Raw genomic sequence first — 24693 nt, forward strand, 5'->3', positions numbered from 1 at the left:
GGATCGGATAAGCTTTTACATCCCCTGCATTCAGCGTGATATCACCCGTTAACGGTTTTCCATTGATTTTCCGGCTAGCAGGAACCGCATTTTTCGCCAACTCCGCAGTTCCCTGTAAACCGAGGTTTTTCACAACCCACCATCACATAACATTACCCACCCGTTACAGCTCTGTACAAGGGATATGCCACTGAAAAAAATCCCATTTAGCCGTCAATAAATAACCAATAGGGTGGAATTGGGGAGTTGTTGGGGGATTGAGGGAAATGTGGGCGGATGCGAAAAAGCCCTCGGAGGGAGGGCTGAGGTTAGTCTTCATTGTTCACTTTGTCAAAAATGTCGTGATTGAGCTTTTGGACTTCAAGAAAGTTGATTATAAAAAATAAAATAGAAAAGGACATCACAAAACATATCAAAATTTGTATACTAAAAACGACATTTAATTTATTAATTGTAAAAAAAATAATATCTTTTTTAGGAGTATATTGCGTTGAGAGCATTCCTATTGTTGATATGGCGAAATAAAACAGAAATGAGTCTCTAACTTTTTTTAGGTTTATTCTAATTTCCTTTATGAAGGCCTTGTTTCTTACGCCAGACATGTTAAAGGTGACAATTAGCCCAAGACCAATCGAAAACATAATTCCAGCAATGGTATATAAAGTAGAGATTAGATAATTATCCGGCCGCGCATCGATGAGTGATGAACAGACTACGGAACCTAATGATATAGCTAGCAATCTAACTATTCTTTTCATTTTCTAATTCTACAATAAACCTACTCATTTCTTGGAATATTTGCTGTTCAACCAGTTTTCCTGACTCGGTAACTTCGATCTCAGCAGTCTTTAGCCTCAATAACTCGCTTCCCTTAACCATTGTCGCTCCGTTGGCTTTCTTGAATGATATACTATCAAGAGCTGCTATTGGCTTCAAGGTAGCGCCCAATATTGATGCATAATCTTCATCAGTCATCTTCTTTGGTTTTTTCTTGAATTTTATCAACAGCTTTGCTGATACTAGTTGACTTAGCTCTATATCGCTAAAGCTTCTAGCCTCGGACATACAATTTCTTAATACATCAACTGCTAATTTTGGTAGGCTGATTATTTTTTCCCCCATTGTTTGCGGGAGGTTATTATTTTGTGGTTCTTCGTTTTTATTTTTTAATGCTTTTTGTTTTTTTGAATGAGTAGGTTCTTTTACTTCTATTGAACTGATATCTTTGATTTTTATTTCATTTTTTATATCAATGACTGGAGTAAATTCGATAAGCTCATTATTTAAAAACCAACGGAGATATGTTTGCAAGCTATGAATCGTTCTATTTAATGGTTGATTAGTCACTAAATAATTGTTACTCATTGCAAAATAATAATAACCTTTGCATATTGCGGATGTATCAATATTTTTTCTTCCAATTTCATCAATAGTAAATAATTTTTTTCTAAACAATTCGTTAGTAACATGCTCCATTTCATTGCCGGGGGCTATTTTTAGCATAGTGCAAAGAACTGACTTGCTATGCTCAGAGTATTGGTAATAAGAGATTAAGTTTTGTTCTTTTTTTGGATCTTCATGGCTAAGTACCATGCATCGTGATTCCACTGTATCAGATTGCTCTAATAGCGAGTGCAACATTGAACAAATTTCGCTAGAGGCTTTAGTTATAGAATTGTTTTCAATCTTAAAGGCCTTAAATCTAACAGGTTTTGGTTTTGATGGTTTTGATGGTTTTTTGCGCGATCTTTTATCTTTAGCCATGCCTTCCCTCATATATTACCTAATTATCTGATAGTTGCTTACCTAGAATCATTTACTCCATATGACCCAACCTACATCATCCCCACTAATCTGTTGATCAGAAAGTGCCTAATTTGTGAGATTATAGACATAATTAATTCTCTTAGAGATCAACTAAAAGTTATTATTTAAATTTGAAACAGTATCGTTAGTCATATTATTGACAGGTGATTTTCATGATTGATATTAACCCGCAGAAAGTTGCAAATTAAACAACCTTAATTGTCTGTTGGATTTTAAGTTATGGTCATTAAGGGTGCTTACTTATACTAAAGCGGATAGGTGAATAGCCTATATGATATAGTGATTATCATTTCAGTACTCCATTAATAATGAAGTAATAATTAAGTGATTTCATTAAAAGGGGGCGATATGAAAGTTTTATTTAATATAATTTTAATAGCCTTATCTTTAATCATACAGCCAGTATTGGCAGCCAAAGATTATACGATAACTTTTGAAAAGCAAATTGAGCCATTCGAGTTATTAATACCTTTCTACCTATTGAAAGTAAACAATCAATGTATGCCTAAATTTGGTCCATATAATTTCACGCTTGACTCACTGTCTTCCAAGTTTTCCATAGATGCTCAGGATGTTAACTCTGGTGCGTGTGTAGGGAGGCAAAAAAAGATAGTTTGGTTGGTGAGCAGGACACTATTGCCACCCACTGGCTTAGATCCTCAGTCTTGCTTAGTGCAATTTAGCGTGACTTTCTATTGGATCGCTGGATGGCAGGCGGCAGTTACGAGTACTTGCGATGATCTTGTGAAACAAGCAACATGCGAGGGCGAAAATTGTTACAATTATTGCGCAGATCTGGATGATTGCTACATGCCTACTAAAGTAAACTTTGGCAATGAAGAGAAAGATCTTATAAAGATAGTTTTTAAATGAGAAGGCGCTGGACTTTAAAATTAATTATTTTCTCTTTGAAAAATTGAAACTATCCATATAAAGATGGTCAAGATTCTGACCATCTCAAAGTGTGATAACTCATTGATATCTAATCAGACGACAGATTTGGCGTCTGCTTGCTCAGCCCCTTGCGCACAAGTAACACGCTAAAAAGCAATGCATTTATTCCTTTTGTCCAGCACATGAATCAACCATTGGGATTTCCTCTATGGTTGATTCAAAGTAAGAATAAATGGAAAAATCAACAACTTACATAAAGGCGGGATTTCCCGACTTTTAGTTCAACATGCTTCCGTTTCAAACGTAGCGATTAAATACTGAGCGGTTTGGTTCACTGCCGTCATTTGGAGTCATCTCAGGGGTTCGCAAAAAGAAAAGGGCAGGATTACAAATCCGACCCTTTGGCGGTGATTCCAATCGGCGAAGTTTTTCGCTGAACTCTGTATGTTAAGGGGGGGGGATTTCTGGACTATAGTGATAGCATCTTTTCTTCCTAATCCTCACTTTTAAACTAGCCTACATTTATTTCATCTAATGCTATAAGATCAAGTGTCATATGATGTATTGAATACTTTTTTTGTTTGTACATATTTGTGTATATACGTGAATTTATGAAGATGATATTTTGTTGTAGTTTATTGTTTTTAATGGTGAATTTAAGATGAACACATATTTACAAGCTGGATATGTTGCTATCGCTAAGCGGATCTTGGGGTGGATTATTTTTGTACCGTCCCTGTTGTCGACTTTTGTTTCAGTGATTAATTTAGTCGCATGGCAACATGGTGTTAAAGGGGCTGGTGTTGAAAGTAGTGGTATTAACGCGGTATTGAATGATTTTCTCAACATGATGACAGAAATGATTAAATTTAATACACCATTTTTGGATTTTTTTTGGAAGCATTCTCCAACTCCTGATCATGTTGCGGGAATGACGGGAGAAAATATCAGTTTTCTTGTTATTTATATTCTGATGTTTGTAGGGTTGGCAATGAGTGCGTCTGGTTTGAGGATGTATCACCAATTTAAGTTCATCAAAGAGCGGATTGAGGATCAAATGATCCTTGAAAATGCAAAGGAAAGCGGAATAACTAAAGAACAATTGGAAGCCAAGATTAAATTCCCCCGTCACTCTTTATTCAGCCAAATTTTTACCCTCTATATATCACCAATTATTATCGGTGCAATTGCTTATTTCTTATTTCAATTTTTGGGATGATGATGGAATAAAATAAGTCATCAAATAATAACGGCGCAAGGATGCCCGATACTGCATTTTAGTGAAAATAAAATCATATGTTTCATGTAATTACTTCTTTGAATTGCGCCATTAATAAATTAGTTATATGTTATATTAATGAAATTTTTTCATACCTGTTCAGATAGAAGTTTATCAATAATATCTTGTACTAAGATAAAATTATCACCACCGAAAAGGTTATATCTATTCAACAAATAATAGAGTTGGTAAATAGGTTGGCGCTCAAGGAAATCTTTTGGTAGTGACCAGACACTCTGGTAACCATCAAATATTTGCAAAGGAAGATCCGGGTAAAGTGGTAGCATCGCCAGATCACATTCACGATCTCCCCAATAGCAGGCAGGATCAAAGGTAACTGCACAACTATCGCTCAATGATGCACAGTTCATGGGCCATAGATCGCCATGCAAGAGAGAAGGCTGAGGATGATGGTTATGTAATTTGTCACTGATTATTTGGACAATCTGGTTAATATCGCCAAACACGACTCCTTTATCAGCGGCAAGTTGCAATTGCCATCCAATACGTTTTTCGGCATAAAAATGATTCCAGCGCTTTTGCCACCCGTTAGGTTGTATAGTGGTTGCGAGCATGTTATCGAAATCAAAGCCAAATTTAGGTTGTTCACTCCATTGATGGAGTTTCGCAAGGTGTTGACCAAAAAGATATGCGCTATGTGCGTTAAATGGTTTTATAGGCAAATACTCCAGCAACAGGAAGCTATAGTTGCGATCGTGACCGACACCATAAACTTCGGGAACACGGGTTGTTTTGCTGCGAGCCAGCAACTCCAGTTGTTCCGCCTCTGCCTTAAAAATTGGCAGCATTTCTTTCACGTTGGATTTGATAAAGATATGTTGTTCACCATATTTAATGTGCCAGGCACGGTGAATATCTCCTCCAGCCAATTCCGTTTTATCGTGAATTTCAGCGTCACCAAAATGCTCACTTAATAGATGGTTCACTGCTTGCCACATGTTTCACCTCATTAAGTTGACAGTTGCTATGCTTATATTACAGACAGATGTAACGTTTGAACAGGCTAAATGGTATTTTAATAGAAATTAATAATGCCATATCTAAAATTTGATATGGCACTCTATTATTTTTTTTAATTTGTTTTTTCTGGAATTGATGTCGTTTGGGATAGATTTTTTTCAAATGATCCTTTGTTTGCTTTCTTGTAAGCTAATTTTATTTGGTCGTAAATAAGTGCAATAGTGAAGAAAATTGCCTGAATGATTACGATACAAGGGCCTGTTTCACCATCAATATGGAAGCTGATGATTGTCCCAATTACGCTGGATGATATGGAGGCAACCATGGCTACAATGAGCATGCGATCAAAATTTCGGCAAAGTATGAAAGCAATAATGCCAGGTGAAATTAACATCGCAATGACCAGGATGATACCGACGGCCTGCAAAGAGGCGACAATTGTTAGCGCCAGTAGTGATAATAATCCGTAATGCAGGCGTTTCACGGGGAGGCCAACCACTCGAGCTTGATTGGGATCGAAGCAGTAAAGCATAAAATCTTTTCTCTTTAGCAACACAATAGCCAATGTTATCCCTGCAATACCCAGTGTCTGGAGTAATTCATTCTGGCTAATGCCAAGTATGCTGCCAAATAAAATGTGTGTCAGGTGTTGATCCGTATCGATACGAGTAAACAGTACTAACCCAAATGCAAACATACCTGAGAAAACAATCCCCATGACAGTATCTTCTTTGATCCTGCTATGTTCTTTTAAATACCCGGTTGCAAACGCACAAAATATACCGGAAAGGAATGCACCTATTGCAAGCGGTATACCTGCTACAAAAGCGAGTACGATACCCGGCAAAACAGCATGAGAGATGGCATCTCCCATCAGTGACCAGCCTTTTAAGACTAAGTAGCAGGAAAGTATTGCACAAACGGCTCCTACCATAATGGCAGCATAAATGGCTCGTCGCATGAAATCATGCATGAAAGGTTCGGTAATTAATTCAATAAAAGTATTCATGAGCGTTTTTCCTGAATCAATGCCAGGGATTCCTTTCTGGCTTTTCGGCGGGAAGCTAACATGCCATGTTTGGGGGCAAAGAAGAACGCGAGTAAGAAAATCACGGTTTGCATCGTGACAATGACTCCGCCAGTTGCGCCATTGAGGAAATAACTCACATAGGCACCGATGCCACTGGTGAGTGCACCGATGGCGACAGCAATGATCAACAAATGTTTAAACCTGTCTGTTAATAAATAGGCGGTTGCGCCCGGTGTGACTACCATGGCGATAACCAAGATAGCGCCTACCGTCTGTAATGCCGCAACAGTACAGGCACTTAATAAAGTAAAGAAAATGATTTTCAACCGTAACGGTGATAATCCAATGGAGCGTGCATGAGTTTCATCAAAGAAAACAACCAACAGATCTTTCCAAATTACCATTAAGATAATGAAAGAAATCGCAATAATGATTTCAACTTGTAACACATCTTCATCAGCAATTCCCAGAATGTTGCCCAAAATAATGGTTTGTACATTCACGGATGTAGGGTTTAAAGAAACGATCAATAATCCAACGGCAAAAAAAGTCGAGAATATAAAACCGATCACCGCATCTTCACGTAACCGAGTAATATGACGCACCAATGTCATTGATAGTGCGGCGAGCATCCCTGTAAAAAAAGCGCCACCTGCATAAGGTAAACCAAGGGCATATGCACCGGCTACGCCAGGTACAACCGAGTGGGAGAGGGCGTCTCCCATTAGTGACCAACCTTTTAGCATCAGATAAGCGGATAAGAAAGCACAGACAGCCCCAACAATGGCACTTACCCACATGGCCTTTACCATGTAATTGTAATTGAATGGTTGTAAAAGGAGTTCCATCATGGTTGATTTCCCCTTTGTTTCAGGTTTTGTCGCGGGGAAATATGATGATCATGTCCGTAAAAGACGGCAGCCCGTTCATCATCAGTAATAACGGTCAGTGAGCGTGGATCATCATCTTTATGCAATTCAGAGCCAGAAAGATTAATATGGCGCAAGACACCGCCAAATGTAACTTCCAGATTTTTTTGAGTAAATGTGTTTTCAGTTAGGCCACTTGCGAGCACAGTGCGGTTGATCAAAATAACATGATCACAAAATTCAGGCACACTACCTAGGTTATGCGTTGACACTAAAATTAAGTGCCCTTCGTCACGTAAGTCGCGGAGTAAGTCAATAATGGCATTTTCTGTTTTAACGTCCACGCCGGTAAAAGGTTCATCCAATAGCAAAACTTTTCCTTCTTGAGCCAAAGCGCGGGCTAAAAATGCCCGTTTTTTCTGGCCACCTGAAAGTTCACCAATTTGGCGATCTCGCAATCCTGTCAGCCCGACACGGTCAAGGGCTTTATCGACGATTTCATGATCACGCTTGCTAGGGTGGCGCAAAAATCCCATTTTTCCATAGCGACCCATCATGACAACATCGGAAACCAGAACCGGAAAATTCCAGTCTACATCTTCAGTTTGAGGAACATATGCGATGGTATTTTGTTTTAATGCCGCTTTGATAGAATGATCATTGAGGGTAACTTTTCCTTGTGAAGGTGTAACTAATCCCATGATTGTCTTAAATAATGTCGACTTACCGCTGCCATTCATGCCAACTAACGCACAAATTGTGCCGCCGGTAATATCAAAACTGGCATCATAAATCGCGGTGTGTCCATTGTTGTAAGTGACAGTGGCGTTCTCCACAATTAAGTGGGGTGGCTTAAATAATGGTTGGTGATTCATTGATTAAATCCTTTTGCAATAGTATCTACAGTGGTATTAAGTAGATCAATATAAGTTGGAACAGGTCCTTTTTGCGTGGAAAGGGAATCAACATACAGTACTCCGCCGTAATGGGCTCCTGTTTCTTTACTGACTTGTTTTGCTGGCTTATCTGACACCGTACTTTCACTGAAGACAACAGGGATCTTGTTGGCCCTCACCGTATCAATGACACGGCGAACTTGTTGCGGGGAGCCTTGTTCCTCAGCATTGATTGGCCATAAATAGACTTCCTTAAATCCATAATCTTGAGTGAGATAGCTAAACGCCCCTTCACTGGTTACCAGCCAACGTTGTTCTTCAGGAATACGAGAAAGGCGTTCTCTAAGGGGCGCATCCAATTGGGCTATTTTTTCTGCATAATCTTTGGCATTGCGGTTATAAATTTCGGCATTTGCTGGATCGTTTTTGACAAAAGCTTTACGGATATTTTCAATATAAATCAGTGCATTGTTTGGTGACATCCAGGCATGGGGGTTAGGATTTTTATTGTAAGGGCCTTCACGGATCGGTAAAGGAGTAATACCTTCGGTTATAACAGCAACAGGTATGTCTTGCATGTTTGCAAAGAATCGTTGGAACCAACGTTCTAAATTTAAGCCATTCCAGAGGATAAGATCAGCACGTTGTGCCTTGATGATATCTTTGGGAGTGGGTTGATAATCATGAATTTCTGCGCCAGGCTTGGTAATTGACTCAACAATGGCCGCATCTCCTGCGACATTTTGTGCCATGTCTTGAATAATAGTAAATGTTGTAACCACCCTGAATTTTTTATCTGCATGAGCTTGCTGGCTGACTAGTGCCATTGTGAACAGAATAAGAACCAGTTTGAATATCGGAACAGTAGAAGAAGTGCATTTTTTATTCATTATGGTAGACCTTACTTGTTGTGTACATATTATTGATAATGATTATCAGTATCATTTATATAAAGTCAAGGTGATAAAGAACGAAATTGATGATAGATTCGATAGTTACACTTAAATTTCTATTGATGGATATGGCAGTGACACCTCACCCGAACGAAAAATCAGCATATTGTCCAGACTCACCACGATCAACAAGATATTTATTTTGATAAACGATAGATAAATATTTTTCGTTTATCAGTAAAATTATATATGCTTTATAGGGTTAATTATATTTGGGAGAAGCAGCGTGAAATTAAAATTCTGCTATATTGCTGTGGTATTGTTATTGTCAGGATGTGCAAACCAACAAGCATATCAATCAGATACCAATGGACAAACGGCAGCAAAACGTATGCTTGATAGTAATAAAGCGGCTTTTGGAACCCGTAAATTAACTAATAGATTAAAACCCACCCCATTTGATGGTCTTATTGCGCAAGCTGCAAAACGTTATGGTGTTGATGAAGCGCTTATCAAAGCGATTATTCAGGTGGAATCAGGTTTTCGCCCAGCGGTTGTTAGTCAATCGAATGCGGTTGGATTAATGCAGATTAAAGCATCTACGGCTGGGCGAGATGCCTATAGGATGAAAGGTAAATCAGGTCAGCCAACGATGCGCGAATTGAAAGATCCTGAAACTAACATTGACCTTGGTACAGCTTATATCAGTATCTTAAAAAAACAGCATCTGGAAGGTATTTCCAATCCAGAAACGTTGTACTACGCAACGATAGTCGCTTATGTCAATGGTGCTGGAGCATTATTGAGAACGTTTGATTTAAACCGGACTTTGGCAATTCATAAAATTAATCGAATGACACCGAATGAGTTTTATCAATATGTTCAAAATAACCACCCTGCACCACAGGCTCCGCGTTATTTATGGAAGGTCAAAAATGCTTATCGTGCTTTGGATGTCCAATAATCGTAATCCGAACATTTTCATTAGAATAGATTTGGCATCCTGTTTTTGTAATAAATAAAAACTAATAATCCATTGTCATTTTTAATGGCAGATATCGCACAAAACAGGGTTTTATAAATTATAGGCGTTATAATTTTTAGATAAATAGTGTGTAAGTATAGGTAAGATAATGAGGGAAATTAATTATCAAATGCTTGACAATGTAGTTCGGATAACAATAGATATTCCTTCCGATTGGGCGCAAGAAAATCGGGGTAATGGGGTTTAATTGATTATGCCGTAAGTAATATATATGGAAGCGAATATGGTTTCTCCCATGTATTAAGACGAGTTTTGTAATATACGCATTAAACTTCAAGTTGCAATTTACAACACTATATGAAACCTGATTTCTCCCCGCGTAGCGGGGAGATATAAACACTCACGTTGGTTTGCAAACGGCAACTTGAAGTTAGGTTGGTATAGACAGCTTTTTCATTATTTACCGCAATTTTAAATTTCCGTTAAGTGATGTACTTGCATAGTGGTGGTTTGGCTGTATGACTGACAAAGCTATTTTAACCTCTACTCTATGTGATAATATGTCGGGCGAGTTAGGGCAAATGTACTGGCTGCATTTTGAAAATGTGGTCTTAGATATGTGCACATCTTGCGGAGTGAAGCAAGGGTTTGCCACTAATGTAATGATTAATAATGAATTTTATTTAATGCAAGTGATCTTTCGTGCGGGTCACCACTGCATATAAGGATTTTAAATGCCTGTAATTACTCTTCCTGATGGTAGTCAACGTCAATTTGAACATGCTGTTTCCGTAATGGATGTGGCTCGTGATATCGGTGCTGGTTTGGCAAAAGCGTGTATTGCCGGCCGTGTTAATGGTGAATTAGTTGATGCCTGTGAATTAATCGATACCGATGCCAGCCTTGCTATTATCACTAGCAAGAATGAAGAAGGTTTGGAAATTATCCGTCACTCATGTGCACATTTGTTGGGTCATGCAATTAAGCAGCTGTGGCCTGATACGAAAATGGCTATCGGTCCTGTGATTGACAATGGTTTCTATTATGACGTCGATTTAGACCGCTCTTTGACGCAGGAAGACATCGAGCTGCTTGAGAAACGTATGCTGGAACTTGCCAAAAAAGACTACGATGTCGTCAAGAAAAAAGTTAGCTGGCAGGAAGCGCGTGACACATTTGCAGCTCGTGGTGAAGAGTATAAGATTCAGATTCTGGATGAAAATATTAGCCGTGATGATCATCCAGGCCTGTATCACCATGAAGAATACATTGATATGTGCCGTGGACCACATGTTCCTAGCATGCGATTCTGCCATCACTTTAAACTGCAAAAAGTGGCAGGGGCATACTGGCGCGGCAATAGTGACAACAAAATGTTGCAGCGTATTTATGGTACTGCATGGGCTGATAAGAAACAGCTTGGTGCTTATTTACAGCGTTTGGAAGAAGCCGCAAAACGCGATCACCGTAAAATTGGTAAGCAGCTTGACCTGTATCATATGCAGGAAGAGGCACCAGGTATGGCGTTTTGGCATAATGATGGCTGGACAATTTTCCGTGAGCTAGAAGCATTTGCTCGCGTTAAATTAAAAGAATACCAATATCAGGAAGTAAAAGGCCCATTCATGATGGACCGTATCCTGTGGGAAAAAACGGGTCACTGGGAAAACTATAAAGAGAATATGTTCACGACTTCATCGGAAAACCGTGAATATTGCGTAAAACCGATGAATTGCCCAGGACACGTCCAGATTTTTAATCAGGGCCTGAAATCTTACCGTGATTTACCGTTACGTATGGCTGAATTTGGTAGCTGTCACCGTAATGAACCATCAGGCGCTTTACATGGTTTGATGCGGGTACGCGGCTTTACTCAGGATGATGCACATATTTTCTGTACTGAAGAGCAAATCTTTCAGGAAGTGAGTAGCTGTATCAAAATGATTTATGATGTGTACGGCACATTTGGCTTTGAGAAGATTGTTGTTAAGTTATCCACTCGCCCGGAAAAACGTATTGGTACAGAAAAACAGTGGGATGAAGCAGAAGCGGATCTTGTTGAAGCATTAACCCAAAACGGTATTGAATTTGAATACCAACCGGGTGAAGGGGCATTTTATGGCCCCAAAATTGAATTTACTCTATATGATTGTTTGGATCGTGCGTGGCAATGTGGTACTGTGCAACTGGATTTTTCACTGCCACCGCGCCTGAATGCGTCATATGTGGGTGAAAACAACGAACGTAAGGTTCCTGTCATGATTCACCGTGCGGTTCTGGGGTCTTTGGAGCGGTTTATCGGTATCCTGACAGAAGAATATGCTGGGTTTTTCCCAACATGGTTGGCACCTCAGCAGGTCGTCGTTATGAATATTACTGATGGCCAGTCAGATTATGTACAGGAATTGGTTAAAAAACTTCAAGATGCAGGCATTCGTGCAAAAGCAGACTTGAGAAACGAGAAGATTGGTTTTAAAATCCGTGAACACACTCTGCGTCGTGTGCCTTACATGCTTGTTTGTGGTGACAAAGAAGTCGAATCAGGAAAAGTATCCGTTCGTACTCGCCGCGGCAAAGATTTAGGTAGCATTGAAGTCAGTGAGTTTGCCGAAAAACTGCTGACAGAAATACGCAGTCGTAATCTTCGTCAATTGGAGGAATAAGGTATTAAAGGCGGAAAAAGAATTCAACCGGCGCGCCCAAATCGCATTAATGAAGAGATTCGCGCCTCTGAAGTTCGTTTAACTGGATTAGATGGCGAACAGATTGGTATTGTCAGTCTGAAAGAAGCTCTTGAAAAAGCTGAGGAAGCTGGTGTTGATTTAGTTGAAATCAGCCCAAATGCCGAACCGCCGGTTTGCCGTATTATGGATTACGGCAAGTTCCTCTATGAGAAGAGTAAGTCAGTCAAAGAACAGAAAAAGAAACAAAAGGTTATTCAGGTTAAGGAAATTAAATTCCGTCCTGGTACAGATGAAGGCGACTATCAGGTCAAACTACGCAACCTGATTCGTTTTCTGGAAGATGGCGATAAAGCTAAAATCACCCTGCGTTTCCGCGGGCGTGAGATGGCGCACCAACAGATTGGTATTGAGATGCTTAACCGTATCCGTGACGATCTGAGTGAATTGGCTGTGGTCGAATCCTTCCCATCGAAGGTTGAAGGCCGCCAGATGATCATGGTGCTCGCTCCTAAGAAGAAATAGTCAGGCAAACAAGTAATAGACTCCAGTTCATTCTGGCCGGAGTCTATTCGCCTTACTAGTTCGTTGTAATTAACAATGCGAAGTGGAAATTAAAATGCCAAAGATTAAAACAGTACGCGGCGCAGCTAAACGCTTCAAAAAAACTGCCAGTGGCGGTTTCAAGCGTAAGCACGCTAACCTTCGTCACATTCTGACTAAGAAATCAACCAAACGTAAACGTCATTTACGTCCAAAAGGCATGGTCTCCAAAGGTGATCTGGGCTTGGTTGTTGCTTGTCTGCCATACGCATAAGCAAATTTTTTAGATTAGAACTCAGAGACGATAGGAGAAGTATATGGCTCGCGTAAAACGTGGTGTTATTGCCCGTGCACGTCACAAAAAAATTCTGAAACAAGCGAAAGGTTACTACGGTGCCCGTTCGCGCGTTTACCGTGTTGCTTTCCAGGCTGTTATCAAAGCGGGTCAGTACGCTTACCGTGACCGCCGTCAGCGCAAACGTCAATTCCGTCAATTGTGGATTGCACGTATTAACGCTGCTGCACGTCAGAATGGCTTGTCTTACAGCCGTTTCATCAATGGCCTGAAAAAGGCTTCGATTGAAATCGACCGTAAGATCCTGGCTGACATCGCTGTATTCGACAAAGTAGCATTCGCTGCTTTGGTTGAAAAAGCGAAGGGCGCTCTGGCATAAGTCAGATTAGAAGAGGGAGCTTGCTCCCTCTTTTACTTTTTTCCAAAATATGGCTTACTACTGATTAGATAATACTTGTGAGCAGATGATAGCGTAGATAGCGTAATTAAATTACGATTGGTGAGTGCAAAAAGGTATAGGAGAAAGAACTCAAATGATGAAATTAGCCTTTTTTCGTTTCTTTTTTTACTTTAGCGCCTGAAATCAGGGGGCTTCGCGCGTAAGAAAAGAGACGAAAAATAGCGCTTGAGCCTCCAGTGCGGAGGCTTTTTTATTTTTATGGCCTCATTAATTGATAGGTGAGGACATAGTCGATAACAACTAAAGGGCCATCTGGCCAAAGGAAGAGGAAAACGATGTCACATCTTACTGAGCTGGTTGCAAAGGCAAAAGCAGCCGTGGAAGAAGCCCAGGATGTTGCCGCGTTGGATTTGGTGCGAGTTGAATACCTGGGAAAAAAAGGCCATTTAACCCTCCAGATGTCATCGCTGCGTGACTTACCGGCCGAAGAGCGTCCAGCGGCAGGGGCTGTTATTAATCAGGCGAAACAAGAAGTCCAGGAAGCCTTGAATGCGCGTAAGGCAAAGCTGGAAGCCGATATTCTGAATACGCGTTTGTCGGCAGAAAAAATCGATGTTTCATTGCCTGGCCGTCGTATGGAAAATGGTGGCTTGCACCCTGTTACCCGCACAATTGAACGTATTGAAACTTTCTTTGGCGAGCTGGGTTTTTCTGTTGAATCTGGCCCTGAAATCGAAGATGACTATCATAACTTTGATGCTCTGAACATTCCTGCACACCATCCTGCCCGCGCTGATCACGATACTTTCTGGTTTGATGCGACACGTTTGCTGCGTACCCAGACTTCTGGGGTACAGATCCGCACCATGAAAGATCGTCAGCCACCAATCCGCATTATTGCGCCAGGGCGTGTATACCGTAACGATTACGATCAGACACATACTCCAATGTTTCACCAGATAGAGGGGCTGATCGTTGATAAAAATATCAGCTTTACCAATCTGAAAGGTACACTGCATGACTTTTTGAATAACTTCTTTGAAGAAGATATGCAGATACGTTTCCGTCCTTCTTATTTTCCATTTACAGAGCCTTCCGCAGAAGTTGATGTGATGGGTAAGAATGGAAAATGGTTAGAAGTATTGGGTTGCGGCATGGTGCACCCTAACGTCTTGCGCAATGTGGGTATTGATCCGGAAGTCTATTCTGGTTTTGCCTTTGGTATGGGAATGGAGCGCCTGACCATGCTGCGTTATGGTGTGACAGATTTGCGTGCATTCTTCGAAAATGATTTGCGTTTCCTTAAACAATTTAAATAAGGCGGGTATATCTCATGAAATTCAGTGAACTCTGGTTACGCGAGTGGGCAAACCCAGCCATTAGTAGTGAAGCATTGTCTGATCAAATCACCATGGCTGGTTTGGAAGTTGATGGTGTTGAAAATGTGGCAGGTCAATTCCACGGCGTATTTGTTGGTGAAGTTGTTGAGTGTGGCCAACATCCAAATGCAGATAAGTTACGCGTTACAAAAGTCAATGTCGGTGGTGAACGTTTGCTAGACATTGTCTGTGGCGCGCCTAATTGTCGTCAGGGGCTTCGTGTCGCTGTGGCTACCATCGGTGCTGTGTTGCCAGGTGACTTCAAAATTAAGCCTGCGAAATTGCGTGGCGAACCGTCAGAAGGCATGCTGTGTTCATTTGCCGAACTAGGCATTGCTGATGATCAGGATGGCATTATTGAACTCCCAGCCGATGCTCCGATTGGTGCTGATCTGCGTGATTACATGAAATTGGATGATAACGCGATTGAAATCAGTATCACACCAAATCGTGCTGATTGCCTGAGCATCATAGGGGTTGCTCGTGATGTTGCGGTTATCAATAAATTGTCCATGACAGAGCCGAAAATCGCAGCGGTTAAACCCACGACAGATGCAACATTCCCTATTCGGGTTGACGCTCCTCAAGCCTGTCCACGCTATTTGGGGCGTGTGATCAAGAATGTGAACATCAAGGCAACCACCCCACTGTGGATGCGCGAAAAATTGCGTCGTGGCGGTATTCGTTCTATTGATCCGGTTGTTGATATCACTAACTATGTTTTGCTTGAATTCGGTCAACCATTGCATGCGTTCGATTTGGAACGCTTAAGTGGTTCAATTATTGTTCGCTTCGCTGAGCAAGGTGAAAAAATTACTCTGCTAGATGGTAATGAAACCGAACTTTCTGCTGAAACACTCATTATTTCTGATGAAAAACAACCAGTTGCGATGGCGGGAATTTTTGGCGGGGAATATTCTGGTGTTAGTGCAGAAACACAGCATATTATGCTAGAATGCGCGTTCTTCGCACCGTTGGCAATTACCGGCCGTGCTCGACGTTATGGTTTGCATACTGATGCTTCCCATCGCTTTGAACGTGGTGTTGATCCACAGCTTCAACATAAAGCGATGGAATATGCTACCCAGTTGTTGATCGACATCTGTGGAGGAGAAGCAGGAGAAATCGTTGATGCTACCAGCGAATCTCACTTACCAAAACCAGCAACGATTACTCTTACTCGCAATAAGTTGGATCGTTTGATTGGCCATCATATTGCTGATGAACAAGTCACAGATATTCTGACCCGTTTAGGTTGTCAGGTCACTGTATTGAATGATAGTTGGCAAGCTGTTGCGCCTAGCTGGCGTTTTGATATGCAGATTGAAGAAGATCTTGTTGAAGAGATCGCCCGTATTTACGGTTATAACAACATTCCTGACGTGCCCGTGCGTGCAGATCTGATGATGACTTCACATCGTGAAGCTGATTTGCCACTGAAACGCGTTAAAACCATGTTGGTGGACAGAGGTTATCAAGAAGCAATTACTTATAGCTTTGTTGATCCTAAGGTTCAAAAATATCTCCATCCACAGGAAGAAGCGTTGATCTTGCCTAACCCGATTTCGTCGGATATGTCGGCAATGCGTTTGTCCCTGTTGACTGGATTATTGACTACGGTTGCTTATAACCAAAACCGTCAGCAAAACCGTGTTCGTTTATTCGAAACTGGATTGCGTTTTGTACCGGATGAAAATGCGGAGCATGGCATTCGCCAAGAACTGATGCTTGGTGGTGTTATCGCAGGTAACCGTTTCGAAGAGCATTGGTCGATTGAAAAACAATCAGTTGATTTCTTTGATTTGAAGGGTGATTTAGAATCTGTTTTAGAACTGACAGGTAAACTGTCTAACATTTCCTTTAAGGCAGAAGAACATTCTGCTTTACATCCTGGACAAAGTGCTGGGATTTATCTGGAAAATAATTACATCGGTTATATTGGTGTTGTACATCCAGAACTGGAGCGTAAACTTGACTTAAACGGCCGTACCGTGGTATTCGAGTTAATATGGACCAGTTTGGTAGACCGCGTAATTCCTGAGATGAAGGAAGTTTCTCGCTTCCCATCTAACCGCCGTGATATCGCCATCGTTGTGCCAGAAAATGTAGCCGCAGAAGATGTTCTGGTTGAATGTAAGAAAGTTGGCGTAAATCATATAGTTGGCATAAACTTATTTGACGTGTATTGTGGTAAAGGCGTCGCGGAAGGTTACAAGAGCCTTGCTATTAGCTTAATCTTGCAGGATACCATGCGTACACTGGAAGAAGAAGAAATTGCTGCGACCGTCAACAAGTGCGTTGCTGCATTAGAACAGCGATTCCAAGCATCCTTGAGGGACTGAACTTATGGCGCTTACTAAAGCTGAAATGTCAGAAAATCTGTTTGAAAAACTGGGTATTAGCAAGCGTGACGCTAAAGATCTGGTAGAGATGTTCTTTGAAGAAGTGCGTCGTTCTTTAGAGAATGGGGAGCAAGTGAAGTTATCTGGATTCGGCAACTTTGATTTGCGAGACAAAAATCAACGTCCAGGCCGCAATCCAAAAACAGGCGAAGATATTCCGATTACAGCTCGCCGTGTTGTCACTTTTCGCCCTGGTCAAAAACTGAAAAATAGAGTGGAAAAAGCGTTACCCAAAGAATAAATACATAAAAAGGCCGCATCTTGCGGTCTTTTTCTTATTTTCCTGTCCTCAATAGGAAGAGTATTTGTTTTCTCAATGGCCTCACACATGCGCTCTGTTTATGAATTAATCACCTACCAGAGAAGACGTAACCATCGAGTGATGGCCGTTTTGTCTGTTTTATTCGTTATTCTCTTTATTTTGTCATTGTGCGCCGGTGAAATCTGGTTTTGGCCTGATCAATGGTTATCGGAACCTGCCCAGTTGTTTATTTGGCAATTAAGACTGCCCAGAGCGATTGCGGTACTGGTGGTGGGTGCGAGCTTAGCCCTATCAGGCGCTATCATGCAGGCGTTGTTTGAAAACCCGTTGGCAGAGCCAGGATTACTTGGGATCAGTAATGGTGCCGGTGTCGTCGTGGTATGTTTAATCCTGATTTTTCATGGTATTGCACCATTGTGGTTATTAAGTGTTGGCGCGGTATTCGGGGCATTTTTCATGACCGCTATTTTGCTGGTTTTTTCCAGAAAACATCAGGTGACTAATACCCGTTTGTTATTGATTGGCGTCGCTTTCGGTGTGATCTTGGGTGCCATGATGACATGGATGGTCTATTTCAGTACCAGTCTGGATCTCCGGCAATTGATGTATTGGATGATGGGAAGTTTCAGTGGTGTTGATTGGCGCCAAAAATGGCTGATCGTTGCATTGCTTCCCGCCATTTTATGGCTAAGCAGCAAAGGCCACATTTTAAATTATCTCTCTCTTGGGGAGCTACAGGCTCGGCAACTGGGCGTGTCTCACCACACATGGCGCAATGTATTTGTATCCGTCATTGGGTTATTAGTGGGTCTGAGTGTGGCCCTTGCGGGCGCGATCAGTTTTATCGGTTTAGTTATTCCCCATATTTTGAGGTTGATTGGTTTGACTGATCATAAAGCGTTACTTCCGGCCAGTGCATTGGCGGGAAGCAGTGGTTTATTATTGGCAGATTTAGTTTCCCGTCTGTCATTATCTCACGCAGAAGTGCCAATCGGGGTTGTCACGGTAACCTTAGGTTCACCCATATTTATATGGCTTTTATTAAAAGCGCGTCACTATTAAAAAAACACCATTTTGTCGGTTAATGCAGACAAGGAAATGAGGATAAGAACATGGTCGGCCAGCCGATTTTGGAACTGGATAATGTTACTGTTAGCAATAGATTGAGTTCATTATCTGAGTCTGTTACGGCCGGGAAGCAAATTCATTTAGTGGGGCTAAATGGTTCAGGGAAAAGTACGTTACTTGCAGTAATTGCGGGCGTTTTATCCTATAGCGGCACAATCCACTTGCAGGGTAACAACTTGCAGGATTACCGCCAGAGCGCGCTAGCGAAGCGCCGGGCCTGGTTTTCTCAATCTTCTTCTGTTCCTGTCATGCCAGTTTTCCAGTACTTAGATATGTTTCGCCCTGGAACCGCTTCATTGTCCCAGAGTGAAAATGTGTTGTATGAACTTTGCCAGCAAATGAAACTCCTGCCACTGCTTTCTTCATCAATCGGCCAACTCTCTGGTGGCGAGTGGCAACGTGTCAGATTAGCGGGTACTTTTTTTCAAATATGGCCAGAGCTGAACCCCGATGGGAGCCTGCTTTTACTTGATGAGCCAACAAATAACCTTGATATCACCCAGCAAGCTATTTTAGATCAGTTGATAAAAAGATTTTGTGCATTGGGGGGAACGGTATTGCTGAGTAGCCATGATCTTAACCACACGTATGAGCAAGCGACAGAAGTCTGGCTGCTCTCGCATGGGAAGTTGTTAGCATCTGGAGTACCGCAGAATGTCATGACAGAACAAAATTTATCAGGGGTTTTTGAGGCAAATATTGGACATATCAAAAATGCCAGCTATAAATTATGGAGGGTCAGCCACGTGTAAATTTTTGTAAGTGCAATCCACCATAATTATAGTTTGCTTTTAGTGCTTGGTTGACCACAATTTGTTTTTCGTTGATGTTTCGTTAAAAAAACATCATCTAGAATCGACCAATTATAAAACAATTTGGGATGCAAGGCATAAGGCGGTTATGGATAGTTTTTTGCCATTTTCTCGTCCTGCGATTGGCAGTGAAGAGATAGAAGCGATAGAGAAAGTTCTACACTCAGGTTGGATTACGACAGGCCCGCAGAACCATCAGTTAGAGCAAGATTTTTCACTTATGTTTGGCTGCAAACATGCTATTGCTCTCTGTTCCGCGACAGCGGGAATGCATTTGGCTTTGTTGGCGCTAGGCATAGGCCCAGGTGATGAAGTGATTACCCCTTCACAAACTTGGGTTTCCACTATCAATATGATCTGTTTGCTGGGCGCTGAACCTGTCATGGTTGATGTTGACCGTGATACCTTGATGGTCAGTGCAGAAACAATCAAAAAAGCAATTACCTCGAAAACTAAAGCGATTATTCCCGTCCATTATGCGGGAGCGCCTTGTGACCTTGACGCTCTTCGCACTGTTGCTCAAGAAGCCAATATTCCCCTGATTGAAGATGCGGCCCATGCTGTTGGCACCCGTTATAAAAATGAATGGGTCGGAGAGCGGGGGACGGCAATTTTCTCTTTCCATGCCATTAAAAACATGACTTGCGCCGAAGGCGGTATGTTTGTGACAGATGATGATGCGCTTGCCCAGCGAATTCGTTGTTTAAAATTTCATGGGCTGGCCGTTGATGCTTTTGACCGGCAAATACAGGGTAGGAAACCTCAGGCGGAAGTGATTGAACCGGGTTTTAAATACAACTTATCAGATATTCATGCGGCGATGGCGGTTGTGCAACTAGGCAAACTGGCATCAATGAATGAACGCCGCCGCGAGTTGGTGGCTCACTATTCTGCTGCCCTTATTGACTCGCCCTTGCAAATGCTAAAAGTTCCCGAATATACGCATTTGCATTCCCATCATCTTTTTATGGTGCGTGTTGACAAAAATAGCTGTGGTATTGACCGCGATACTTTTATGGCACGCCTAAAAGATAGAAATATTGGTACGGGATTGCATTTCAGAGCCGCGCATACCCAGAAATATTATCGTGAGCGTTACCCACAACTTTCCCTGCCTGTATCTGAGTGGAATTCGTCAACACTTTGTTCATTACCCCTGTTCCCGGATATGAGCAATGACGATGTAGATCGTGTCGTAAATGCGATAGCGGAAATTCTTGCGGAGCATAAATAAGTGACATTTGAGAAAATCAAAAAAGTTTCAGTCGTTATTCCTGTTTACAACGAAGAAGAAAGTTTACCCCAGTTATTGGAAAGAACGCTCGCAGCGTGCCAAAAACTAGAACAGAAATACGAGTTAATCTTGGTCGATGATGGCAGCCGTGATAGCTCTGCCGAGATCTTAACCCAGGCGGCGGAATCTCCAGAAAATCATGTAATTGCGATTTTTCTTAACCGTAATTATGGGCAACATTCAGCCATTATGGCGGGCTTCCATCAAGCTGACGGTGATCTGGTTATTACACTTGATGCAGATTTGCAAAATCCGCCAGAAGAGATCCCCCGTTTGGTCAAAACCGCAGAGGAGGGATATGACGTTGTGGGTACACGTCGTACTCATCGTCAGGACTCTTGGTTCCGTAAAACCGCGTCTAAAATAATCAATGCGATGATAACCAAGGCGACGGGACGTTCGATGGGAGATTATGGTTGCATGTTGCGTGCCTATCGACGCCACATTATACGCGCAATGCTTCAATGTCATGAACGCAGCACGTTTATTCCCATTCTTGCCAACACCTTTGCCCGTAAAACGATAGAAATTGACGTCGCCCATGCAGAGCGTGAATTTGGGGATTCCAAATACAGTTTTATGAAACTGATAAACCTGATGTATGACCTTCTGACGTGCTTAACAACCGCCCCATTACGGCTATTAAGTGTCGCGGGAAGCATCATTGCCATAACCGGTTTCTTATTGTCGGTATTATTGATTGCCCTGCGCCTTATATTTGGCTCGATGTGGGCGGCTGAAGGGGTGTTTACCCTGTTTGCTATTCTTTTTATGTTCATCGGAGCACAGTTCGTCGCCATGGGATTGTTGGGTGAATATATTGGTCGGATATATAACGACGTTCGTGCTCGCCCGCGCTATTTTATTCAAAAAGTGGTCGGAGTTAAGAAGGCCAACGACAATCAGGAAGAAAGCTAATGAAAGCAGTTATTTTTGCCTATCACGATATTGGTTGTGTCGGACTTAATGCATTAGTAAAAGCGGGTTTTGAGGTTCAGGCTGTGTTTACTCACACCGATGATCCCAATGAAAATCACTTTTTCTCTTCGGTTGCACGTATCGGCGCTGATTTAGGTTTATCGGTGTTTGCGCCAGAAAATGTCAATCACCCGCTTTGGGTTGAACGCATTCGTGAAATGAAGCCCGATGTCATTTTCTCTTTTTACTATCGCAATATGCTTAGTCAGGAAATTTTATCACTGGCTGAAAAAGGCGCATTTAACCTTCATGGCTCCTTGTTGCCAAAATATCGTGGTCGTGCTCCTGTTAACTGGGCCGTACTCAACGGAGAAACTGCAACAGGCGTAACATTGCATAAAATGCTGGAGAAACCGGATGCGGGAGATATTATCGCGCAACAGGTTGTGCAAATTGATGAAAACGATACCTCTCTGGTCGTGCATGGAAAAATACGCACCGCGGCAATCGAGTTATTGGATCACATTCTGCCTCAAATAAAATCGGGTCATTATCCATCCATTCCACAGGATGAAAGCCAGGCTACTTATTTTGGCCGTCGCGCAGCCGACGATGGTGAAATAGTGTGGAATAAGTCAGCCAAAGAGATTAATAACTTAGTCAGGGCAGTAACGGAGCCATATCCAGGGGCATTTACTTTTCTCGGTGAACGCAAGATGACGATTTGGCGTTCACGGCCACTTACCCAATCCCACGGAAAACGCCCAGGAACTGTCGTTTCGACCGATCCCTTTGTCATTGCTTGTGGTGACGGTGCATTGGAAATTATGAGCGGGCAAGGGGAATCAGGGCTTTATGTGCAAGGTCATCGACTGGCCCTTGAGATGGGCATTGTGGCAGGGGGGCAGGTTGGCCCTAAAGCCACAACCCAAATCAGTCGTCGTAAGCGTGTACTCATTTTGGGCGTCAATGGATTTATTGGTAATCACCTGACCGAACGCTTGTTGAGTGATGGCAATTATGACATTTACGGCATGGATATTGGTTCTTCGGCTATTGAACGATTCATTGGCAACCCTCGTTTTCACTTTATTGAAGGTGATATCAGCATTCACACTGAATGGATTGAATATCACATCAAAAAATGTGACGTCATCCTGCCATTAGTGGCAATCGCAACACCGATTGAATATACCCGTAATCCTTTACGAGTCTTTGAACTGGACTTTGAAGAGAACCTTAAAATTGTTCGTTATTGTGTTAAATACAATAAACGGATTATTTTCCCATCAACATCCGAAGTTTACGGTATGTGTGATGATAAAGAATTTGATGAAGATACTTCGCGTCTCATTGTCGGGCCGATTAATAAACCGCGTTGGATCTATTCGGTTTCAAAACAATTACTTGATCGCGTGATTTGGGCATATGGTACACAAAAAGGCCTGAAATTTACCTTATTCCGTCCATTTAACTGGATGGGGCCAAGGTTGGATAACCTAAATTCAGCACGTATCGGTAGCTCAAGAGCCATTACCCAGTTGATTTTGAACCTGGTGGAAGGCTCCCCGATTAAACTGGTCGATGGGGGAGAGCAAAAACGTTGTTTTACCGATATTCATGATGGCATTGAAGCACTGTTTAGGATCATTGAAAACCGCGATGGGCTATGCGACAGCCAAATAATCAATATCGGTAACCCAACAAATGAAGCGAGCATTCGCCAGTTGGCTGAAATGCTGTTGGATAGCTTTGAGAAACACGAATTGCGGGGGCACTTTCCCCCCTTTGCCGGATTCAAGAAGATCGAAAGCAGCAGCTATTATGGGCAAGGTTATCAGGATGTTGAACACCGTAAACCCAGCATTAAAAACGCGGAGCGGCTGTTAGATTGGAGACCGACCATTGATATGAAGCAAACCATTGACGAAACATTGGATTTCTTTCTGCGTGGAGCCGTTGAAGAATTCAACGGCAAAAACTAAAAATCAATTGGAAAGCTAAGAACATATCGGGAATAACGTAATGAAGAAAGTGGGTTTGAGAATCGATGTGGACACTTATCGGGGCACTAAGGAAGGTGTCCCACGATTGCTTGAGGTTTTACAAAAGCACCATATCCAAGCCAGCTTTTTCTTCAGTGTGGGTCCTGACAACATGGGACGCCATTTATGGCGCCTGTTGCGTCCAAAGTTTCTCTGGAAAATGGTGAGATCACATGCAGTCTCTCTCTATGGTCTGGACATTTTGCTGGCGGGTACAGCTTGGCCGGGGAGAAAAATCGCACAAAGCCTGGGGCATTTGATGAGGCAAACAATGGATGCAGGCCATGAAGTTGGTTTGCATGCATGGGATCATCAAGGTTGGCAGGCAAAAGTAGGACGTTGGTCGGAGAATGAATTAGCAGAACAAGTGAAATTAGGTATTAACGCTCTGGAAGAGGCAACAGGGCAAGCCGTTACATGCTCCGCAGTTGCGGGTTGGCGGGCAGATGAACGAGTGCTGGCGGTTAAACAACGTTTTAGTTTTGATTACAACAGTGATTGCCGCGGAACACATCCATTCAGGCCACTTTTGCCCGATGGAAAAATGGGAACTGTGCAAATTCCTGTCACATTACCGACCTATGATGAAGTCGTTGGGACACAGGTCAGCGATGCAGATTTTAATCACTTTATCCTTGAAGCGATCAAAAATGATCATGGGGTTCCTGTTTATACGATCCATACCGAAGTTGAAGGTATGTCGAAACTTCCGCAGTTTGAGACATTGCTGGATATGCTTTATCAACAAGATATTCAGTTTTGTAAATTAAGCCATTTATTACCAGAGAACAGGGACATGCTGCCCGTTGGGAAAATTGTTCGTGCAGATTTTCCTGGTCGTGAAGGCTGGTTAGGTTGCCAACAAGAGGTATAAGCAGAT

General features: G+C 42.0%; 24 protein-coding genes and 1 other annotated feature. Of the genes, 18 read left to right on the forward strand and 6 right to left on the reverse strand.

The window, feature by feature from the left end:
* Positions 1-741: 741 nt before the first annotated feature.
* Positions 742-1764 carry a hypothetical protein gene (locus Xkoz_RS21945; protein WP_208615252.1) on the reverse strand — a complete coding sequence of 341 codons (1023 nt, stop codon included), beginning with the start codon at positions 1762-1764 and terminating at the stop codon, positions 742-744.
* A 411-nt stretch (positions 1765-2175) separates the two neighbouring features.
* On the opposite strand from Xkoz_RS21945, the gene Xkoz_RS11790 reads away from it, so the two are divergent.
* Together Xkoz_RS11790 and Xkoz_RS11795 are read left to right on the forward strand one after the other, a co-directional pair.
* Entirely contained in the window at positions 2176-2700 is a 525-nt protein-coding gene (locus Xkoz_RS11790) for a hypothetical protein (protein WP_099142350.1), read from the forward strand.
* Between the two features lie 682 nt (positions 2701-3382).
* Positions 3383-3940, forward strand: coding sequence for a YniB family protein (locus Xkoz_RS11795; RefSeq protein ID WP_099142351.1), 558 nt, complete (start codon positions 3383-3385; stop codon positions 3938-3940).
* Positions 3941-4089: 149 nt separating this feature from the next.
* On the opposite strand, the gene Xkoz_RS11800 is transcribed toward Xkoz_RS11795, so the two are convergent.
* From Xkoz_RS11800 to Xkoz_RS11820, 5 genes are all read right to left on the reverse strand, one after another.
* Entirely contained in the window at positions 4090-4959 is an 870-nt protein-coding gene (locus Xkoz_RS11800) for a fructosamine kinase family protein (protein WP_099142352.1), read from the reverse strand.
* A gap of 134 nt (positions 4960-5093) precedes the next feature.
* A complete protein-coding gene (locus Xkoz_RS11805) occupies positions 5094-5990 on the reverse strand; it encodes a metal ABC transporter permease (protein WP_099142353.1) in 897 nt (298 codons plus the stop codon).
* Entirely contained in the window at positions 5987-6862 is an 876-nt protein-coding gene (locus Xkoz_RS11810) for a metal ABC transporter permease (protein WP_099142354.1), read from the reverse strand. The genes Xkoz_RS11805 and Xkoz_RS11810 overlap by 4 nt, the downstream gene beginning before the upstream one ends.
* The gene (locus tag Xkoz_RS11815) at positions 6859-7755 is read right to left on the reverse strand and encodes a manganese/iron ABC transporter ATP-binding protein (protein WP_099142355.1); all 897 of its coding nucleotides are present in this window, start codon (positions 7753-7755) and stop codon (positions 6859-6861) included. The genes Xkoz_RS11810 and Xkoz_RS11815 overlap by 4 nt, the downstream gene beginning before the upstream one ends.
* Positions 7752-8666, reverse strand: a complete 915-nt coding sequence (locus Xkoz_RS11820) for a metal ABC transporter substrate-binding protein (protein ID WP_099142356.1) — start codon at positions 8664-8666, stop codon at positions 7752-7754. The genes Xkoz_RS11815 and Xkoz_RS11820 overlap by 4 nt, the downstream gene beginning before the upstream one ends.
* A gap of 289 nt (positions 8667-8955) precedes the next feature.
* Here Xkoz_RS11820 and Xkoz_RS11825 point away from each other — a divergent pair, with 289 nt between their 5' ends.
* From Xkoz_RS11825 to arnD, 16 genes are all read left to right on the forward strand, one after another.
* Complete coding sequence (locus Xkoz_RS11825) at positions 8956-9633, forward strand: transglycosylase SLT domain-containing protein (protein WP_244183464.1); 678 nt, start codon at positions 8956-8958, stop codon at positions 9631-9633.
* 539 nt (positions 9634-10172) lie between these two features.
* The gene (locus Xkoz_RS19885; RefSeq protein WP_141554416.1) at positions 10173-10379 is read left to right on the forward strand and encodes a hypothetical protein; all 207 of its coding nucleotides are present in this window, start codon (positions 10173-10175) and stop codon (positions 10377-10379) included.
* 9 nt (positions 10380-10388) lie between these two features.
* Positions 10389-12317 (forward strand): threonine--tRNA ligase, encoded by a 1929-nt coding sequence (gene thrS / locus Xkoz_RS11830; protein ID WP_099142357.1) that lies wholly within the window; start codon positions 10389-10391, stop codon positions 12315-12317.
* A gap of 3 nt (positions 12318-12320) precedes the next feature.
* Entirely contained in the window at positions 12321-12860 is a 540-nt protein-coding gene (infC, locus tag Xkoz_RS11835) for a translation initiation factor IF-3 (RefSeq protein ID WP_099142358.1), read from the forward strand.
* Between the two features lie 94 nt (positions 12861-12954).
* The gene (rpmI, locus tag Xkoz_RS11840) at positions 12955-13152 is read left to right on the forward strand and encodes a 50S ribosomal protein L35 (protein WP_006118955.1); all 198 of its coding nucleotides are present in this window, start codon (positions 12955-12957) and stop codon (positions 13150-13152) included.
* A 43-nt stretch (positions 13153-13195) separates the two neighbouring features.
* On the forward strand, positions 13196-13552 hold the full coding sequence (gene rplT, locus Xkoz_RS11845) for a 50S ribosomal protein L20 (protein WP_099142359.1): 357 nt from the start codon (positions 13196-13198) through the stop codon (positions 13550-13552).
* 151 nt (positions 13553-13703) lie between these two features.
* Positions 13704-13828, forward strand: a sequence feature (Phe leader region).
* The gene (pheM, locus tag Xkoz_RS25935) at positions 13710-13754 is read left to right on the forward strand and encodes a pheST operon leader peptide PheM (RefSeq protein ID WP_198688755.1); all 45 of its coding nucleotides are present in this window, start codon (positions 13710-13712) and stop codon (positions 13752-13754) included. Its footprint overlaps the feature before it by 45 nt.
* Before the next feature lie 80 nt (positions 13829-13908).
* A complete protein-coding gene (gene pheS, locus Xkoz_RS11850; RefSeq protein WP_099142360.1) occupies positions 13909-14892 on the forward strand; it encodes a phenylalanine--tRNA ligase subunit alpha in 984 nt (327 codons plus the stop codon).
* Positions 14893-14906: 14 nt separating this feature from the next.
* Complete coding sequence (pheT, locus tag Xkoz_RS11855; protein WP_099142361.1) at positions 14907-17294, forward strand: phenylalanine--tRNA ligase subunit beta; 2388 nt, start codon at positions 14907-14909, stop codon at positions 17292-17294.
* 4 nt (positions 17295-17298) lie between these two features.
* Complete coding sequence (gene ihfA, locus Xkoz_RS11860; RefSeq protein ID WP_038233943.1) at positions 17299-17595, forward strand: integration host factor subunit alpha; 297 nt, start codon at positions 17299-17301, stop codon at positions 17593-17595.
* Positions 17596-17682: 87 nt separating this feature from the next.
* Positions 17683-18678 carry a vitamin B12 ABC transporter permease BtuC gene (btuC, locus tag Xkoz_RS11865; RefSeq protein ID WP_099142444.1) on the forward strand — a complete coding sequence of 332 codons (996 nt, stop codon included), beginning with the start codon at positions 17683-17685 and terminating at the stop codon, positions 18676-18678.
* A gap of 50 nt (positions 18679-18728) precedes the next feature.
* A complete protein-coding gene (btuD, locus tag Xkoz_RS11870) occupies positions 18729-19496 on the forward strand; it encodes a vitamin B12 ABC transporter ATP-binding protein BtuD (protein ID WP_099142362.1) in 768 nt (255 codons plus the stop codon).
* Positions 19497-19644: 148 nt separating this feature from the next.
* Positions 19645-20790 carry a UDP-4-amino-4-deoxy-L-arabinose aminotransferase gene (arnB, locus tag Xkoz_RS11875; RefSeq protein WP_099142363.1) on the forward strand — a complete coding sequence of 382 codons (1146 nt, stop codon included), beginning with the start codon at positions 19645-19647 and terminating at the stop codon, positions 20788-20790.
* Entirely contained in the window at positions 20791-21768 is a 978-nt protein-coding gene (gene arnC / locus Xkoz_RS11880; protein ID WP_099142364.1) for an undecaprenyl-phosphate 4-deoxy-4-formamido-L-arabinose transferase, read from the forward strand.
* A complete protein-coding gene (gene arnA, locus Xkoz_RS11885; RefSeq protein WP_099142365.1) occupies positions 21768-23753 on the forward strand; it encodes a bifunctional UDP-4-amino-4-deoxy-L-arabinose formyltransferase/UDP-glucuronic acid oxidase ArnA in 1986 nt (661 codons plus the stop codon). The genes arnC and arnA overlap by 1 nt, the downstream gene beginning before the upstream one ends.
* A gap of 40 nt (positions 23754-23793) precedes the next feature.
* Positions 23794-24687: a 4-deoxy-4-formamido-L-arabinose-phosphoundecaprenol deformylase gene (gene arnD / locus Xkoz_RS11890; RefSeq protein WP_099142366.1), complete on the forward strand. Its 894-nt coding sequence runs from the start codon at positions 23794-23796 to the stop codon at positions 24685-24687.
* The last annotated feature ends 6 nt before the right edge of the window (positions 24688-24693 follow it).

It is taken from the genome of Xenorhabdus kozodoii (assembly GCF_002632875.1).
GTDB classification, from domain to species: Bacteria; Pseudomonadota; Gammaproteobacteria; order Enterobacterales; family Enterobacteriaceae; genus Xenorhabdus; species Xenorhabdus kozodoii.